The sequence below is a fragment of the Flavobacterium antarcticum DSM 19726 genome (assembly GCF_000419685.1).
Taxonomy (GTDB): domain Bacteria; phylum Bacteroidota; class Bacteroidia; order Flavobacteriales; family Flavobacteriaceae; genus Flavobacterium; species Flavobacterium antarcticum.
Window position 1 is genome coordinate 373501 of the sequence record NZ_ATTM01000002.1, and the last position, 17812, is coordinate 391312.

A 17812-nucleotide genomic window follows, 5' to 3' on the forward strand; every position below is an offset into this window, starting at 1 on the left:
AATAGAGGATAGAAACATCCCACAACGACAACAATGAAAACTACCAACATCTTTAGTGAATCCGGAATCATCATCACGATTATACTGATTCTAATACCCGTCCTAATCGGTATTGGAATTCTAATCATGAAATTGTATTCCATCATGGAAAAATTTCTCAAGAAAAAAGAATTAGAACGTTTTAACGCGTATGTCAAAGATTTAGATCCGGAACAAGTGTCCAAATTAGAACAACGCAAAAAAGAATTAGAATACGGCCTTTCAAATTATGAACTTTCGGGCAACTCCCCTGCCGTCGATTCAAAAGGATTGATTAATAATATTAATGAAGCAGGAAGTGTTCGTTTCATTGAAGAAAAACGAAAAAGTCAACCTAAACACGATGTCGACCCGCAATTGACCACAATGATTCTGTGGTATTTGGGTTGTGCTACTTTTTGGCTTGTATTCGGAACAACTGTTGGAGAATACTTGGGAATTAAATTTGTCGCTCCTGATGCAGACCATATCAGTTGGTTGAGTTTTGGTCGATTAAGACCGGTTCATACCAATGCCGTATTTTGGGGTTGGGCTTCCATTGCCATGATTGGACTCGGTTATTATGTGGTAGCGAGAGTAAGTAATGTCGCACTTCACAGTATTAAAACCGGTTATTATTCACTTATCCTGATTAATGCTTCGGTAGTTCTTGGAACACTTTGCCTTATGGCAGGAATCAATAATAGTGGCGGAGAATATAGAGAATATGTTTGGCCGGTTATGGCATTGTTCGGAATCGCAGTCATTATTTCACTTTACAATTTTATAAAAACAATTGCCAAAAAAACCACCAAGGAGATTTACGTTTCTAACTGGTACATCGTTTCCGCAATGATGTTTGTACTGGTAATTGCAATTGTTGCGTATTGGCCAACTTGGCAAAATGGTTTGGGCGAAACCATCGTTCAAGGATATTACATGCACCAAGGCGTTGGAATGTGGTTTATGCTTTTCAGTTTAGGTTTGATGTATTATTTCCTACCACAACAATTAAACAGACCTATTTATTCGTATAGTTTGGGAATTTTGGCATTTTGGACACAGATCTTATTTTACACTTTAATTGGAACACACCACTTTATTTTTAGTGCGATTCCGTGGTGGTTGCAAACAGTTGCCATCGTGGGAAGTGTTGGAATGGTGATTCCTGTAGTTGCGGGAACGACAAATTTCTTAATGACTTTTAAAGGTTCTTGGCACAAATTATCAAGCAGTTATACGCTTCCATTTTACTTAATTGGAATTATATTTTACTTCACAGGTTCGCTACAAGGAACTGCAGAAGCGTTTAGATTTACAAATTTAGTTTGGCACTTTACTGATTTTACAGTCGCGCATTCACACTTAACCATGTACGGAATTATCTGTTTTATGCTTTGGGGATTCATTTATACGCTTGTGCCAAGATTAACAGGAAAAGAACCACCGCAAATTACAGTTGGAGCGCATTTCTGGTTGGCATTAATCGGCTTATTGTTTTATACATTCCCATTAATGTACGGTTCAACACTTCGTGGATTGATGTGGATTGATGGAAAACCATTTATTGAAAGTGTCGAATTAATGGCGCCGTACTGGTTGTGGCGTGCCATCGGTGGTTCGTTAATGTGGTTGTCGCATATCTTATTTGCTTATAATTTCTACAGAATGATTAAGCGAAACGATGACATTATCATTCCGACTTCGGCAATTGATATTTTGAGAGCTAAAAAAGAATTGGAACAACAAGAATTGGACAATCAAGGTCTAACTAATTAATTTACAAGAAATGGAATTTTTCGACAATCATAAAAAACTATTCTTATCCGCTTTGGGTTTATTTGTCCTCTTGACAATCTTTGTGGCCATTCTTCCCGCATTGAATAACCAAATGGATAATGCTCCTTTGCCCAATGCAGAACCAATGAGTGCTGATGCACATCAAGGAAAATTGAGTTACATCGCAAACGGGTGTGTCGCTTGTCATACGCAACAAGTTCGAAATGTAGACATGGACAAACCGTGGGGAAGCCGACCAGGAATTGCAGCTGATTATGCCGCAAATACACGAATCGACTTCTTGAGAAATACGGCGACATTGATGGGAACTGAACGAACAGGACCGGATTTAACGAATATTGGAACGCGTCAACCAAGTATGGCTTGGAATTTACTTCATCTTTACCAACCTCGTGCGGTTGTGAAATCATCAATCATGCCGGCTTATCCTTGGCTTTTTGAAATCAAACAAACCGTTGGCAAGGATGAAGTGGAAGTTGTTGTTCCGGATGAATTTAGCAAAGGAATCAACGGAAAAGTAGTGGCAACCAAAGAAGCTATTCAGTTGGTTAATTATCTGCAAAGTCTAAAACAAACTCCTCTTCCGGACGGTAAACTTCCAATGGAATTTTTGTACAAGAAAAAAGAAGTTCCTGTTGTGGCAGGCGGTTCGGCTGTAGCCAATTTGCCTGACGGTGGCGCACTTTACACACAAAATTGTGCAGCTTGTCACCAAGCTAATGGCGAAGGATTGAAAGGCGCTTTTCCGCCAATTAAAGGAAGTCCAATTGTTTTAGGTGATGATTTAGATTTATTTGTAACCATCATAATGAAAGGTTACGATGCAAGAGCAGAATATGCAGTAATGAACGCTGTGGGAACCGATAATAATTTGACTGCTGAAGAAGTAACGGCGATTATTAATCACGAAAGGTCAAGTTGGGGCAACGATGCTAAACCGGTGTCGTTAGAAGAAGTGAAGAAAATAATGGAATCCATTAAATAAATAAAGCGATGAAAAATAAACTAAAATATCAGTTGGCAGTACTCGCATTTTTCTGCTTGAATTTAGCTTTATATGCTTGTCCGGCTTGCGAAAAACAGCAACCTAAAATCACGCAAGGATTAACACACGGTGGCGGCCCAGGTAGTAATTGGGATTGGGTCATCATTGGCGTAATCACTTTAATCACAGTTTTGACCTTGGTTTTTTCTTTGAAATTTCTAATCAAACCAGGAGAAAAAAACACAGACCATATTAAACAATCCATTTTAAACAACTAACACGATGCAAGAAGATAAAAGTAAAGTTTCACTGTTCATTGACGACGATTTACAACCCATTGCTGAATTGTTAGCACCTGTTCAATTTGAATTGGATACAAGAAAATTAACAGACGGCGAACACACCTTGAAAATGGTGAGTAAATCCGCATTAGGTCGCGAAGGAATTCGCAAAATAAAATTCATTGTCCGAAATGGTCCTGCGATTTCTATTGAAGGATTATCAGAAAATGCAGTCGTTGACGGAACCGTTCCGTTGATGATTAATGCTTATGATAAAGGCGACCAGAAAAAATTTATAATTGAAGGTAGCGAAACACCGCAAACTATTCCCAGTTGGTTGTGGATACTGTTGGTTGCGTTTGTGGGTTGGGCTGCTTTCTATGTTGTAATGAACATTAGTCTGTAGAAGATTTATTAAAATAAAATTATTCAGTAAACCATAATAAAACACATCATGAATATACAAGAAGATCAAATCATCGGAGAATTGGTAGCAAATGACTACCGAACTGCATCCGTATTTAAAAAACACAATATCGATTTTTGTTGCCAAGGAAACAGAACAATTAACGACGCTTGCGAAGCAAAGAACATTGACGGCAAATTAGTTGTAGGCGATTTAAATGAGCTTTTAAATTCAAAAACCGACAGTGCTCTTGACTATCAGAGTTGGCCATTAGATTTACTTGCCGAATACATCGAGAAGAAACACCACCGTTATGTAGAACAAAAAACGACTGAAATCAAACCTTATTTGGAGAAAATTTGCCGTGTTCACGGAGGTCGTCATCCCGAATTACATGAGATAAGTGAACATTTCAATGCAACAGCAGGAGAACTTGCCATGCACATGAAAAAGGAAGAATTAATGGTTTTCCCTTTCATCAGAAAAATGGTAAAAGCGAAAGAAGCAGGTACAAAAGTGGCAATGCCTAACTTTGAATCCATTCAGTTTCCCATTCAAGCGATGATGGACGAACATACAAATGAAGGCGAACGCTTTAGATTGATTGATGAATTAAGCAATAATTACACGCCACCAGAAGATGCTTGCAATACGTATCGCGTGACTTTTGCACTTTTGAAAGAATTTGAACAAGACTTGCATTTGCACATCCATCTAGAAAACAATATCTTGTTCCCTAAAGCAATTGAACTCGAAAAAACATTTATATAATGCCTACAAAAAAGCCTATCAAAAGAAATGAAAACCTAAAAGCAATAAGTCGTGAACACCATCACGGCTTATTGCTTTCTTGGAAAATCAGAGCCGGTGTCAAGAAAGAAGTGGAACCTATTAGAATTAAAAAATATTTAGATTGGTTTTATACCGAACACCTTTTACCTCATTTTGAAATTGAAGAAAAGCATATTTTCCCTATTCTTGGAAACGAACATGAATTAGTAAAAAAAGCACTTACGGAACACCGAAGATTAATGCGTCTTTTTGAATCTGATACTGATTTGGTGAAAAACATTCATTTGATTGAAGAAGAATTAGAAAGTCACATTCGGTTTGAAGAACGTGTTTTATTCAATGAAATTCAAGAAGTGGCAAGTGAAGAACAATTGGAACAAGTTAGAATTCACCACACAGAAGAGAAGTTTGTGGATAATGACGAAGACGCGTTCTGGTTGTAAATTCCAATATAGTTAGAATAAAGTGTGTGTTAGAATTCATTATTAAGAAGAAATATTTAACTTGTGCTTCATAAATAATAGGGTACTATGAATAAAGCACGATTAGTGGGACTTATAATGATTGTTATCGCAATCGTTTTATACTTTGCGTTTGAAAATGACGGCAATGATTTCTTAATGGGATTCTTTGGTGGTGGTGGATTAGCACTCTTGTTTTCGGGTAGATTTAGTCGAAAGTCGAAAGCAAATTAAATTACTTATCGTGCATCCTATTGCTATAAAATGAATTTACGACGAAGTTTCAGCTGATGACGGCTACCGCATTTTAGTGGATCGAATTTGGCCACGTGGAATTGCAAAACAAGCAGCTCAACTAAATGATTGGAATAGAAACGTTGCTCCATCGACAATACTTCGAAAATGGTTTGATCATAAAGAAGAACGATTTCTCGAATTTGAAGTAAAATATAGAGAAGAACTAAAACAACAAACTGCAGAATTAGACAAAATACGCCAAATTACTACTATTCAAAAAGTAACGCTTTTATATGGTGCTAAAAATAGTACAATGAATCAAGCAGTTGTGTTGAGAGAAGTGTTAGTCAATGAATTTTAATTAATAAACCAATTTTTTAGTTATGAATAAAGCGAGAATAGTTGGCCTGATACTGCTTTTAGCAGCGGTAATAATCTATTTTTATTTTGAGAATGATGTAAATTCTTTCCTAGGTGGTTTCTTAGGAGGTGCGGGTCTTATTTTTTTATTGACTGGTAAATTTGTAGCTAAAAAGCAATAATTTTAAGTACTCGCTTTACCTAAACACCTCGAAAAGTATTGTTAAAAATCCCTCCACTTTAATATAAAAATTCTAAATTAGTAAGACAAAATTAATGCTGCAACCCAATTTATTTTGGCGTCAAGCAAATGATTCAAAATGCTATGTCTTACAATCTCCACCATCCTACTACTACAACTGCCGAATTTCATACAGCGAAAACTACTTTTTCAACACGCTTTCGCAAAATTCGACAACAAACGGAATGTATTTGCAAACCACTTGAAATTGAAGATTATGTGGTCCAACCCGTCGTTGATGTGAGTCCACCGAAATGGCATTTGGGACATACCACTTGGTTTTTTGAAACCATGATTCTCCTTCCCTATTTTGCCGATTACAAAGTTTTTGATGCCAATTATAATTACATTTTCAACAGTTACTACGAAAGTATTGGTGCACGAGTGATTCGAACGGATAGAGGAAATTTGAGTCGACCTTCGGTTGAAAATGTGTATCAGTATAGAAAATATGTCGACCAAGCGATGGAGGCTTTTTTGCAAACAAATTATCCCGATGAAGTAGCTTCAATCTTAGAACTTGGGTTGCAACACGAACAGCAACACCAGGAATTATTAGTCACTGACATTAAATATATTTTAGGAAACAACCCGTTATTTCCTCCGTATTTAAAAGTGGATCAAACAGCAAAATCTGAAGTTAAAACTTCTAAATGGATTTCAATTGATGAAGGCGTTTATGAAATTGGTTTTGAAGGCGAAGGGTTTTGCTTTGACAACGAACTCAATAAACACAAGGTTTATTTGAATACTTATCAAATTGCTTCCGAATTAGTAACCAATCGAGAATATCTTGAGTTTATGAATGAAGGTGGTTATGAAAATTTCCGTCATTGGCATTCAGAAGGTTGGGATTGGGTTCAGAAAAACAATTCAAAAGCACCGATGTATTGGTATTTCATTGAAAATCAATGGCACAATTATACCTTGAATGGGTTGCAAGTTGTTGACCTAAACGCTCCCGTTACTCATATTAATTTTTACGAAGCATTTGCATTTGCTTCTTGGTCAGGAAAACGATTGCCAACCGAAGCCGAATGGGAAGTTGCCAATGGGTATTTCGAATGGGGAAAACGCTGGGAATGGACACAAAGTGCGTATCTTCCTTATCCTGGATTTACTAAAGCGGACGACGCAACTGGCGAGTACAATGGCAAATTTATGGTTAACCAAATGGTACTTCGTGGTGCTTCTGTTGCAACCGCAGAAAATCACTCTAGACCAACGTACCGAAACTTTTTTCAAACCAATTTACAATGGCAGTTTACCGGAATCCGACTTGCCCAATAAACTATTTATGACTAAAAATACTTTTAAAAATGATATCTACGAAGGTTTAAAAAGCACGCCAAAATCACTTCCTTCTAAATATTTCTACGATGAAAAAGGCGACATTCTTTTTCAAAAAATAATGGCTTGCGATGATTATTATTTGACGAATGCTGATAATGAAATTTTTTCTCAGCAAACCAAAGAGTTGGCGAAAGCATTAGCATCCAATAACGAACCTTTTGATGTATTAGAATTAGGTGCTGGAGATGCCACAAAATCAACGTATTTACTAAGAGAATGGCAAAATGCAGAAGCCGATTTTACCTATTACCCTATTGATATTTCGTCAACGATGATTTCCTATTTGGAAAACGAAATGCCAAAGCGAATTCCGAATCTGAAAGTCCATGGATTAACGGGTGAATATTTAGAACAAGTTTTAGAAGCGCATCGGATTTCAAAGCGAAAGAAAGTAATCCTGTTTTTAGGATCAAGCATTGGGAATTTTGAACTTCATGAAGCGCATGATTTTTTGCGAAAATTGTACGATGAAATTCAATCGGATGACGTCGTGCTAATTGGATTTGATTTGAAAAAAAATCCACATACGATTCTGAAAGCCTATAATGATTCAGAAGGAATAACAAGAGAATTTAATTTAAATTTATTAGACCGAATTAATCAGGAATTAGCGGCTAATTTTGACCGTTCCAAATTTGAGCATTTTCCAATTTACAATCCACTTACTGGAGCCTGTCGTAGCTTTTTGATCAGTCAAGTAGCGCAAGAAGTTAAATTTGGCGATGGAACTTCCATTTACTTTGATGCGTTTGAAGCCATTGACATGGAGCTTTCTCAAAAATTCGCGGTATACGATATTGATAGAATTGCTACGAGAATTGGATTTCACAAACAATCTTATTTTTTCGATTCTAAAAATTATTACTGTAATGCCATTTGGAAAAAGTAAATAAAGTGTTGAAATGTTGCAATATATAGGTTCAAAAGCATAAAGCGTTTACGCGAGTGTAGTCTAAATTTGTTGCAGGCGTGATTTGCTTCAAAAAAATTGCTATGAAAATTTCAAACACCAAAAAAACACCTTCTAAATCCGAATCCACAACTTCTAAACCTGTTGAAAGGAAAGTTAGTGAGGAGAAAGATTACCGGGATTTAGAAGATAGTTTAACGGATTGGAACGCGGAACAAAATCACAGTGGCCGAAAAAAATAAAAATCGAAAGCTATGAAAAACAACCAATCAGCACAATCGACTGAAAAAGGATCGAATGTGAAAGAAATATCCGATGGAGTCTATATTAACTTGAGTCGGATTACTTCTGACAAACGTGATTTTGAAAAAGACATTGAAGAAAGTTTCAAAAAACTAGATGAAGACGAAAACAGGAAAGGTTCTCATGACGAGCCTTCTAAATCAAATGCTTAAAGTTGCTTTTTAAATTGTAAAAAATGGATTGGCACGAGCTTTTGTGGGGTGATTTAGATGCAGCATTCTTAGGACAGATTGGGATTCGAACGGTCGTGATGTTTTTTATAATCTTGACCGCACTAAAGATTTTAGGAAAGCGTGGCGTCAAACAGTTGTCTGTTTTTGAACTCGTCATTATCATTAGTTTGGGTTCTGCAGCAGGTGACCCTATGTTCTATCGAGAAGTGGGTTTACTTTCTGCACTTGCAGTATTTGTTGGCATTATTGTTTGCTACAAAATCACTACTCATCTTGTTTTCAAATTTAAGGCTGTAGAGAAAGTCTTGGAAGGAGAACCTATTTATTTGATTGACGATGGCGTTTTTTCCTTAGAAAATTTCAATAAAGAAGCGCTAGGTTACGACGAATTTTTCTCAGAAATGCGTCAAAAAAGCGTTTCACATTTAGGTCAAATTGATATTGCTATTTTAGAAATTTCTGGTGAACTCAGTTTGTATTATTATGAAGATGATGCCGTTTTATGGGGCCTTCCAATTCTTCCTACGTTATACAATAATCAGCTTTGTATAATTAGTAAAGAAGCCCATTATTCTTGTAGTTATTGTGGTTACACGGAGATTATAACTCCAACAATCAAACACAGTTGTCCTAATTGTAACCATGAAAAATGGGTTGCCTCCATTAATTGCAAAAGAGCAAACTAATTATAAAATTTAGTGCATTTTTTGATCATTAAATATAGGAATTCTTTACTTTTATGGGAATTTAAAGTTACTTTGTAATGAGTGACGATAAGCTTATCTTTGCATTCCTAAATATAAATAATGGCGCGACATTCTAAAGAAAACGATTTACCTAAGGCAAAATTAACTTCCAACTCCCTTCAAAAATCATTACGGATTTTCAAATACGGTAAAGGCCATAAATGGAAATTTTATATTGGATTGGTATTTTTACTTCTTACAAGTGCAACCGCATTAGCGTTTCCAAAATTAATGGGAATGTTAGTGGATTGTGTCACCAATAAAGATTTAGATCAGGCCAATTATGTAGCGTTATTGCTAATGGGCGTTTTGGTACTACAAGCCATTTTCTCATTTTTCCGAATTTCACTTTTTGTGAATTTTACTGAAAACTCACTTTCAAATATTCGCTTTGCTTTGTATGAAAATTTGGTCAAATTACCAATGACATTTTTCTCACAGAAAAGAGTTGGTGAACTCAATAGCCGTATCAGTGCTGATATTTCACAATTACAAGACACCTTTACGACTACTATTGCCGAATTTTTACGTCAATTGATTTTGATCATTGGTGGATTCATCATTTTGGGAAGCATCAGTCCAAAACTGACTTTGATGATGTTAGCTATCGTTCCATTAGTTGCAATTGGAGCTGTGATTTTTGGCCGTTTTATTCGAAAGTACGGTAAAAAAACACAAGATAAAGTAGCCGAAAGTCAAGTAATTGTAGAAGAAACCTTACAAGGAATTACGAATGTTAAGGCTTTCGCCAATGAATGGTATGAAATTCAGCGTTACAAAAACAAAATAAAGGAAATTGTTCAAATTGCCATTAAAGGAGGGATTTACCGTGGCTATTTTGCTTCATTCATCATTTTATGTCTCTTCGGTTGTGTAGTTGCCGTAGTTTGGTACGGAATTACATTGACGATTAAAGGCGAAGTAGAAGGTGTCGGTGACTTGATTTCATTCATTTTATACACCACTTTTATAGGAGCTTCTTTTGGTGGAATTGCCGAAATGTATGCTCAAATTCAAAAAGCCGTTGGAGCAACAGAACGTGTTTTTGAATTGTTAGATGAAGTTCCGGAAGATATTAATTCGACTCCAAATCCAACAACAGAAAAAATTAAGGGAAATGTAGTTTTTCAAAATGTCTCGTTTAGTTATCCATCCCGACCTGAAATTGAAGTGTTGAAAGATGTGAATTTCGAAGTTAATTTCGGTCAAAAAATAGCCATTGTCGGACCAAGTGGTGCAGGAAAATCAACGATTGCTTCTCTCCTACTTCGTTTTTACAATATTGATAAAGGTCAAATTTCGATTGATGGAAAAGACATTAACGAATTTGGATTAGAGCAATTAAGAGGAAATATGAGTATTGTTCCGCAAGACGTCATTCTTTTTGGAGGAACAATTAAAGAAAATATCGCCTACGGAAAACCATCTGCTACTGATGCCGAAATTATGGAAGCGGCAAAACAAGCCAACGCGTTCAACTTTATCGAAGGATTCCCGGAACAAATGGAGACATTAGTTGGCGAACGCGGAATTAAACTTTCCGGCGGACAAAGACAACGAATTGCGATTGCAAGAGCTTTATTGAAAAATCCAAGTATTTTAATCTTAGACGAAGCTACGTCTTCTCTAGATAGTGAAAGCGAAAAATTAGTACAAGAAGCTTTAGAAGTTTTAATGCAAGGCAGAACAAGTTTCATCATCGCTCACCGACTTTCCACCATCCGAAAAGCCGATCAGATTTTTGTCCTCGACGACGGAAGAATTACCGAAAAAGGAACACACCAAGAATTGATTGCTTTAGAAAATGGAATGTACAAGAATTTGAGTACGTTGCAGTTTAGTAATGAGTAGCTATTAAGAATTAAGATAAAAAGATAGAAAGATAGAAGGATTAAAAGATAGAAAGACAGGAAGTATTAAGATTGGAGTATTAAGAATTAAGAAAAAAAGATAGCAGGATTGTCTGTAGGAAAAAGATCAAAAAGCTAAAAAGAAGCCTAAAGAATGTTTTAATATCCCCGACAGGAAGGAGCATCCTCGCTTCTTTCAAGCGAGATGCGGAAGGATGGTGGGAACACGGCTAAAAAAAAGCCAAAAGCCGTGATTCTAAAAATTTAATTTCGATTTCTATCGAAAATAATAATTCATAATTCAAAACTCATAATTCCTAAATTTTCCCCTTGTAGGGATTTTAAGAAAAATCTATCTTTGCACCATAAATAAATCATGATGATACAAATTACGTTACCCGATGGGTCAGTTAAGGAGTTTTCGATAGGAACGACTCCGATGGAAGTGGCAAAAAGCATTAGTGAGGGATTGGCTCGAAATATTATTTCGGCTTCTTTCAACGGAACTGCTGTGGAAACCACGACCGCATTGACGACGGACGGGTCACTTATTTTATATTCTTGGAACGATAAAGAAGGAAAGAAAGCTTTTTGGCATTCTAGTTCGCACGTTATGGCACAAGTTTTAGAAGAACTTTGGCCTGGAGTGCAGTTGACTTTAGGACCTGCGATTGACAACGGATTTTATTACGATGTTGACTTTGGAGACCAAAAAATTACGGATGCCGACTTTAAAAGAGTTGAAGACCGCGTTTTAGAAGTTTCAAGACAAAAACATGAATTTTCGATGCGTTCGGTTTCAAAGGCAGAAGCTTTAGAAATTTACAAGGACAACGAATATAAAACAGAATTGATTTCAAATCTAGAAGACGGAACGATTACTTTTTGTGATCACGCTGACTTCTTTGACTTGTGTCGTGGTGGTCACATTCCAAATACGGGAATAATCAAGGCATTTAAAATCATGAGCGTTGCCGGTGCTTATTGGCGCGGTGACGAGAAAAACAAGCAGTTGACTCGTGTTTATGGAATCTCATTTCCAAAGCAAAAAGATTTGACGGAATATCTTTTATTGTTAGAAGAAGCAAAACGCCGTGATCATAGAAAATTAGGGAAAGAATTGGAATTGTTCGCCTTTTCACAAAAAGTAGGTCAAGGTTTGCCGTTATGGTTACCAAAAGGAGCTGCTTTGCGCGAAAGATTAGAGCAGTTTTTGAAAAAAGCACAGAAAAAAGCGGGTTACGAACAAGTAGCTACGCCACATATTGGTCAAAAAGAATTGTATGTGACTTCTGGTCATTACGAAAAGTACGGAGCGGATAGTTTTCAACCGATTACAACGCCAACAGATGGTGAAGAGTTTTTGTTGAAACCAATGAACTGTCCACATCACTGTGAGATTTATAACGTTCGTCCGTGGTCATACAAGGATTTACCGAAGCGTTACGCTGAATTTGGAACTGTATATCGTTACGAACAATCGGGTGAATTACACGGTTTGACACGAGTTCGTGGTTTTACGCAAGATGATGCACATATTTTCTGTATGCCAGAACAATTGGATGAAGAATTCAAAAAAGTAATTGATTTAGTGTTGTACGTTTTCGGTTCTTTAGGATTTGAAGATTTTACTGCTCAAATCTCTTTGCGTGATAAAGAAAATCGCGAAAAATATATTGGTTCTGATGAGAATTGGGAAAAAGCAGAGAACGCGATTATCAATGCTGCGAAAGATAAAAATTTGAGAACAGTCGTGGAATACGGCGAAGCGGCTTTTTATGGTCCAAAATTGGATTTCATGGTAAAAGATGCTTTGGGACGTCAATGGCAATTGGGGACAATTCAAGTAGATTACAATTTGCCAGAACGTTTTGACTTAACATATAAAGGCTCAGATAACGAATTGCATCGTCCGGTAATGATTCACCGAGCTCCTTTTGGTTCGATGGAACGCTTTATTGCGATTTTAATTGAGCATACAGCAGGAAATTTCCCACTTTGGTTGATGCCAGAACAGGCTATTATATTGTCTTTGAGTGAGAAATATGAAAAATATGCTAAAAAAGTTTTAGATTCGCTAGAAAATGACGAAATTCGCGCCGTGATTGATAACCGAAATGAGACTATTGGTCGAAAAATTCGCGATGCAGAAACACAAAAGTACCCATTCATGCTGATTGTAGGCGAGGAAGAAGAGAAAAATGGTACTATTTCTGTACGTAGACACGGTCAAGAAGGAAAAGGAAATATCAGCGTTACCATTGAAGAATTTGCGGCAATGGTAAAAGAAGAGATCAGCAAAACATTAAAAACATTCAACGTTTAACTTAAATTTTAAGGCCATAGCAATAAGAAACAACAGAGGTTACCAGCCTCGAGTAGAAAAAAAAGATTTACACCGAATTAATGCATTAATTCGTGTGCCGGAAGTACGACTTGTAGGAGACAACATAGAGCCAGGTGTTTATAAAACATCAGACGCTTTAAGAATGGCTGACGAACAAGAGTTTGATTTGGTTGAAATTTCTCCAAATGCAGAACCTCCTGTTTGTAAAATCATGGATTACAAGAAGTTTCTTTACTTGCAAAAAAAGCGTGAAAAGGAATTAAAAGCGAAGTCTACTCAAATTACTGTAAAAGAAATCCGTTTTGGACCTCAAACAGATGAGCACGATTACGAATTTAAACGAAAAAATGCGGAGAAGTTTCTAAAAGAAGGTTCAAAATTAAAAGCATTTGTATTCTTTAAAGGACGTTCAATCATCTATAAAGACCAAGGACAAATTCTTTTATTGCGATTGGCTACAGACTTAGAAGATTACGGAAAAGTAGAAGCAATGCCAGTATTAGAAGGAAAGCGAATGATTATGTTCATCGCTCCTAAGAAGAAAAGCAAGTAAAAAGTGGGCAGTCACCGTTTTCAGTTTCCAAACTGTGACCTGAAAACTGCGACTTAAAACTAAATAATAAGTAAGTAAGAATAAATTAAATACACACTAGGAAAAATGCCTAAAATGAAAACCAAATCTAGCGCCAAGAAACGATTTAAAGTTACTGGTTCTGGAAAGATTAAAAGAAAGCACGCTTTTAAAAGTCACATCTTGACTAAAAAATCTAAAAAGCGTAAATTAGCTTTGACGCATTCTGCACTTGTTCACAAGACAGATATGAAAAGCATCAAACAACAATTAAGAATTATCTAAATCAGTATTCAGTTAGCAGTATTTAGTTGGCAGTTAATAGCTGAACACTAAAATGCTGAACACTGACCACAATTTAAAAATTCTTTAGGTTACAAATTATTCAATAACCTTGGAGTATGGCCTTAAGTTCCTTTGATTTAATTCAGGACGCCTGCTACAAAAACACATTAAAATTATGCCAAGATCGGTAAATTCAGTTGCTAAAAGAGCACGTAGAAAAAAAATAATGAAGCAAGCCAAAGGTTACTTTGGTAGACGTAAAAACGTTTGGACAGTTGCAAAAAATGCGGTAGAGAAAGCAATGGTTTATGCTTACCGTGATAGAAAACAGAACAAAAGAACTTTCCGTGCATTGTGGATCCAACGTATCAACGCTGGAGCTAGATTGGAAGGATTGTCTTATTCTCAATTTATGGGTAAAGTAAAATCTAACGGTATCGAATTGAACCGTAAAGTTCTTGCTGATTTAGCAATGAATCACCCAGAAGCTTTCAAAGCTGTCATCAACAAAGTAAAATAAGAACGTTTGTCAAACACTAATTTACTTCTTACTTATATAGAAATCCCAATCGAAAGATTGGGATTTTTTTTGTTTTTATTTTTAGTATCGTATTTCGCTAAAATCAATAGTGTAAAGTAAGTTGACTGCAAATCAAAGTCGTAAAGTATTTGCGATTTCACCTATTTGCAATACCGTAAAGTTTAGTTTAAATCACTCTACTACCCTATCTTTACGACCCAATTCATTTAAAATCAATCTTTAAAATGAAAATCGCAATTCACTTATCTTAAAAACATCTAAAAATGAACAAGCTCTACTTCATCTATTTTCTTTGCTTTGGTCTTTTAACTGGTAATGCACAAGTTACCACTATCATTAGTAAAGAAATTATACACAGTCCGAAGATTCACGATGCGTCAACGCTCAAGCAAGTTCTAGATTTGAAAAATATCGCTCATTCCTACCTAAATATGCAGGAATACTTTCCTTCTAAAACAGTAGCTAAAGCAGCAAAACCTTTTCTTTTTCCTCGTGTTAAAAACAGCGTACTTCCAACGGATTTTTCGCACAAGGGAACGAAGTACAACACTGAAAAATTCATTGATTCTTCTTATACGCAAGGATTAATATGGATTCAAAACGATACGATTCAATATGAAAATTATTGGCGCGGACAAAAAGAAGACATCAAACATATTTCATGGTCCATGTCAAAATCTTACGTTTCTGCTTTATTTGGTATTGCGATTGATGAGGGTTATATCAAAAGCATCAATCAAACTGTAGACGAATATTTGCCTGAATTAAAAAGCTCGGGGTATAATGGAGTAAAAATAAAAGATGTTTTACAAATGGCAAGTGGTATTGGTTTTAACGAAGATTATAGCGATCCAAATGCGGATATTAATGTGTATTGGAATGGCTTTGTTTCTGGAAAGTCACAAGACAAATTTGCAAAGACATTAGTCAATCAGCGACCACCAGGAACTTACAACCAATATGTTAGCATCAATACTCATGTTTTGGCAATGATTATAGTAAAAGCTACAGGAAGAAGCTTGACCGATTACTTACAGGAAAAAATATGGAAAAAAATCGGTACCGAATATGACGCGTATTGGCTAGTTGATGGCGAAGGTATGGAAATGGCGTTAGGAGGTTTAAATGCTTGTTTGCGTGATTATGCTAAACTAGGCCAACTTTACCTCAACAAAGGTAAATACAATGGCGAACAAATCATTCCTACAGCATGGATTGAAAGCTCTGTGAGAGCTACTGAAAAACACTTACTTCCAGCCACTAATGGCGGTACAGGTTATGGCTATCAATGGTGGATTCCATTTGGTAGCGAAGGTGAATTTATGGCAATTGGTATTTTCAATCAGTACATTTACATTAATCCAACTACAAAAACGATTATTGTAAAAAATTCGGCGAATCAAAATTATTACGACAGCAGTAATCCGTATTGTTCTTCAAATGTTCATCTAGCATTATTTAGAAAATTAGCACATTCGACCTTTTCGAAAAAAAGCGCAACTTTAAAGTCTAAATAATAAGTGAAATTTGAAATTTTAATCTCCAGTAGAAAATTTCCAACTTAATTTTTTTAAAGTCACGTAAGTTAAGATTTTTAGATCAAATAGCTTTTGTATTGTAAGACCGGCATGATTCGACGAAGAAATAAGATCAGCAATTTTAATGTAGAGATTTTGGAAAAATAAAGCTTTAAAACCTAAGAATCTTTCAATAAAAATAATATATAAATTTACAAAAATTTTAAATTATTAATATTATTATGCTATTTTCGCATCTTAATTTAATATATAATATGAAAACACAAAAATTTATTGGCTTATTATCATTTCTTCTTATTGCAACCTTTACCTCTTGTTCTAGTGACAGCGATGGAACTGCAGTTGCTAATTCAACTGTTTCCGCAAAAATAGATGGTCAAAATTGGCAATCAATACCTAATGGCGTTAACATTACTGTAACTAGTGTTGAAGATGAAGGAGTAAGTCAAAATGTATTGCAAATGGTAGCTACAAGTGCTAACTTAACTGTTTTAACCTTACAATTCCCGATCAATAATCTTGTTGAAGGAACGTATACTTTTCAGGGTGATCAAGCAGGAATGTTAAGTTATACGGATTTGAGTTCATTTTCATTGTACGGTTCATCAGCTGAAAATGGAACATTATCAGTAACTATTTCTAATGTAAATCTTGCACAGAAAACACTTTCAGGTACTTTTTCTGGAACACTATACGATCTTATGGAATCTGGAGCAAGTAAACAAATTACCAATGGTACGTTTCAAAACGTAAAATTTGAAACTGCAGGAATATACAGTAACGGTTCTATGAGTCTTTCTAAAAATGGCAACCCAAACTTTATCATTTCAGCGAATGATGAGGCTAATTCTAAGATCTTAATTGGTGAAAATTCGGTAGATAATTCAATTACTGTAAATGGATATGCACTTAAAACAGACAACAATTTTGGAATTTACTCTGTGAAATTCCCAAAAGACGCTACAGCAGGAACTTACCCAATTACAGCTACAGGAGATTACCAAGCTTCTTATGCTGGTAATGAAGCAGACGATTTTACTGTATCAACGGGAAGTGTAACAATAGTTTCTCACGTTGGTAATGTAGTTAAAGCAAACTTTAATTATACAGCTAAAAAAGGAAATATTACAGTTACCGTTTCAGATGGTTCATTTGAAATTACACATTTAGACTAAACGTTTTTTGTGAAATAAAAATAGGGAAACAGAACGCTAAGTTCTGTTTCCCTATTTTGCTTTATATTAAATTCTACTGCTGCTTTTTAAAAGCATTTTTACTGAAATACACGTCTTCATTATTTTACAAATTTATACACAATATTCTGTCAAGCGGTCTGCAAAGGGATTGTCAAGCTGAAATAAAATAGCCCCTTAATAATAACTTATTTTTATTGCAGCTGAACATCTTCCTCAACTGTACCAATTTCTAAAACATTACTTAAATTCACAATAAATAACACAATTAAAATACTGTAAATCAATTAACTAAACTTCATTAATTAAGGATAATCCTCTTATTTTTAAACTTTAAAAAAATAGAAGCGATTCGGTCCGTTTTTTGGCTACCTTTATCTTGTACAATTGTTAAAAATAATACTACTGATTGTTTCAAACA

Annotated in this window: 21 protein-coding genes; all 21 read left to right on the forward strand. The window is 35.5% G+C overall.

Features of this window, described 5'->3' with window-relative positions:
• The first annotated feature begins 33 nt into the window (after positions 1–33).
• Positions 34–1797, forward strand: coding sequence for a cbb3-type cytochrome c oxidase subunit I (locus YWA_RS14660; RefSeq protein ID WP_022827359.1), 1764 nt, complete (start codon positions 34–36; stop codon positions 1795–1797).
• Positions 1798–1807: 10 nt separating this feature from the next.
• Positions 1808–2803, forward strand: a complete 996-nt coding sequence (locus tag YWA_RS0104785; protein WP_022827360.1) for a cbb3-type cytochrome c oxidase subunit II — start codon at positions 1808–1810, stop codon at positions 2801–2803.
• Positions 2804–2811: 8 nt separating this feature from the next.
• The gene (locus YWA_RS0104790) at positions 2812–3081 is read left to right on the forward strand and encodes a hypothetical protein (RefSeq protein WP_026718591.1); all 270 of its coding nucleotides are present in this window, start codon (positions 2812–2814) and stop codon (positions 3079–3081) included.
• Positions 3082–3085: 4 nt separating this feature from the next.
• Positions 3086–3490 carry a hypothetical protein gene (locus tag YWA_RS0104795; protein WP_022827362.1) on the forward strand — a complete coding sequence of 135 codons (405 nt, stop codon included), beginning with the start codon at positions 3086–3088 and terminating at the stop codon, positions 3488–3490.
• Between the two features lie 48 nt (positions 3491–3538).
• A complete protein-coding gene (gene ric / locus YWA_RS0104800) occupies positions 3539–4261 on the forward strand; it encodes an iron-sulfur cluster repair di-iron protein (RefSeq protein WP_022827363.1) in 723 nt (240 codons plus the stop codon).
• Positions 4261–4725 (forward strand): hemerythrin domain-containing protein, encoded by a 465-nt coding sequence (locus YWA_RS0104805; RefSeq protein ID WP_022827364.1) that lies wholly within the window; start codon positions 4261–4263, stop codon positions 4723–4725. The genes ric and YWA_RS0104805 overlap by 1 nt, the downstream gene beginning before the upstream one ends.
• Before the next feature lie 87 nt (positions 4726–4812).
• On the forward strand, positions 4813–4977 hold the full coding sequence (locus tag YWA_RS15645) for a hypothetical protein (RefSeq protein ID WP_022827365.1): 165 nt from the start codon (positions 4813–4815) through the stop codon (positions 4975–4977).
• Between the two features lie 34 nt (positions 4978–5011).
• The gene (locus tag YWA_RS14665) at positions 5012–5341 is read left to right on the forward strand and encodes a DUF488 domain-containing protein (RefSeq protein WP_157505301.1); all 330 of its coding nucleotides are present in this window, start codon (positions 5012–5014) and stop codon (positions 5339–5341) included.
• 22 nt (positions 5342–5363) lie between these two features.
• Complete coding sequence (locus YWA_RS15650) at positions 5364–5522, forward strand: hypothetical protein (protein WP_022827366.1); 159 nt, start codon at positions 5364–5366, stop codon at positions 5520–5522.
• Between the two features lie 143 nt (positions 5523–5665).
• Complete coding sequence (gene egtB, locus YWA_RS0104825) at positions 5666–6871, forward strand: ergothioneine biosynthesis protein EgtB (RefSeq protein ID WP_084683008.1); 1206 nt, start codon at positions 5666–5668, stop codon at positions 6869–6871.
• A 7-nt stretch (positions 6872–6878) separates the two neighbouring features.
• A complete protein-coding gene (locus YWA_RS0104830; RefSeq protein WP_022827368.1) occupies positions 6879–7823 on the forward strand; it encodes an L-histidine N(alpha)-methyltransferase in 945 nt (314 codons plus the stop codon).
• A 104-nt stretch (positions 7824–7927) separates the two neighbouring features.
• The gene (locus YWA_RS15655; protein ID WP_022827369.1) at positions 7928–8086 is read left to right on the forward strand and encodes a hypothetical protein; all 159 of its coding nucleotides are present in this window, start codon (positions 7928–7930) and stop codon (positions 8084–8086) included.
• A gap of 12 nt (positions 8087–8098) precedes the next feature.
• Entirely contained in the window at positions 8099–8299 is a 201-nt protein-coding gene (locus YWA_RS0104840; RefSeq protein ID WP_022827370.1) for a hypothetical protein, read from the forward strand.
• Between the two features lie 23 nt (positions 8300–8322).
• Complete coding sequence (locus YWA_RS0104845) at positions 8323–9006, forward strand: DUF421 domain-containing protein (RefSeq protein ID WP_022827371.1); 684 nt, start codon at positions 8323–8325, stop codon at positions 9004–9006.
• Positions 9007–9126: 120 nt separating this feature from the next.
• On the forward strand, positions 9127–10917 hold the full coding sequence (locus YWA_RS0104850) for an ABC transporter ATP-binding protein (RefSeq protein WP_022827372.1): 1791 nt from the start codon (positions 9127–9129) through the stop codon (positions 10915–10917).
• 378 nt (positions 10918–11295) lie between these two features.
• Positions 11296–13242: a threonine--tRNA ligase gene (gene thrS / locus YWA_RS0104855; protein WP_022827373.1), complete on the forward strand. Its 1947-nt coding sequence runs from the start codon at positions 11296–11298 to the stop codon at positions 13240–13242.
• 22 nt (positions 13243–13264) lie between these two features.
• On the forward strand, positions 13265–13816 hold the full coding sequence (gene infC / locus YWA_RS0104860; protein WP_084682995.1) for a translation initiation factor IF-3: 552 nt from the start codon (positions 13265–13267) through the stop codon (positions 13814–13816).
• A 105-nt stretch (positions 13817–13921) separates the two neighbouring features.
• Entirely contained in the window at positions 13922–14119 is a 198-nt protein-coding gene (gene rpmI, locus YWA_RS0104865; protein WP_022827375.1) for a 50S ribosomal protein L35, read from the forward strand.
• A 175-nt stretch (positions 14120–14294) separates the two neighbouring features.
• A complete protein-coding gene (rplT, locus tag YWA_RS0104870; RefSeq protein ID WP_022827376.1) occupies positions 14295–14639 on the forward strand; it encodes a 50S ribosomal protein L20 in 345 nt (114 codons plus the stop codon).
• 284 nt (positions 14640–14923) lie between these two features.
• On the forward strand, positions 14924–16177 hold the full coding sequence (locus YWA_RS14670) for a serine hydrolase domain-containing protein (protein WP_022827377.1): 1254 nt from the start codon (positions 14924–14926) through the stop codon (positions 16175–16177).
• A 275-nt stretch (positions 16178–16452) separates the two neighbouring features.
• Positions 16453–17373: a DUF6252 family protein gene (locus YWA_RS0104880; RefSeq protein WP_022827378.1), complete on the forward strand. Its 921-nt coding sequence runs from the start codon at positions 16453–16455 to the stop codon at positions 17371–17373.
• The last annotated feature ends 439 nt before the right edge of the window (positions 17374–17812 follow it).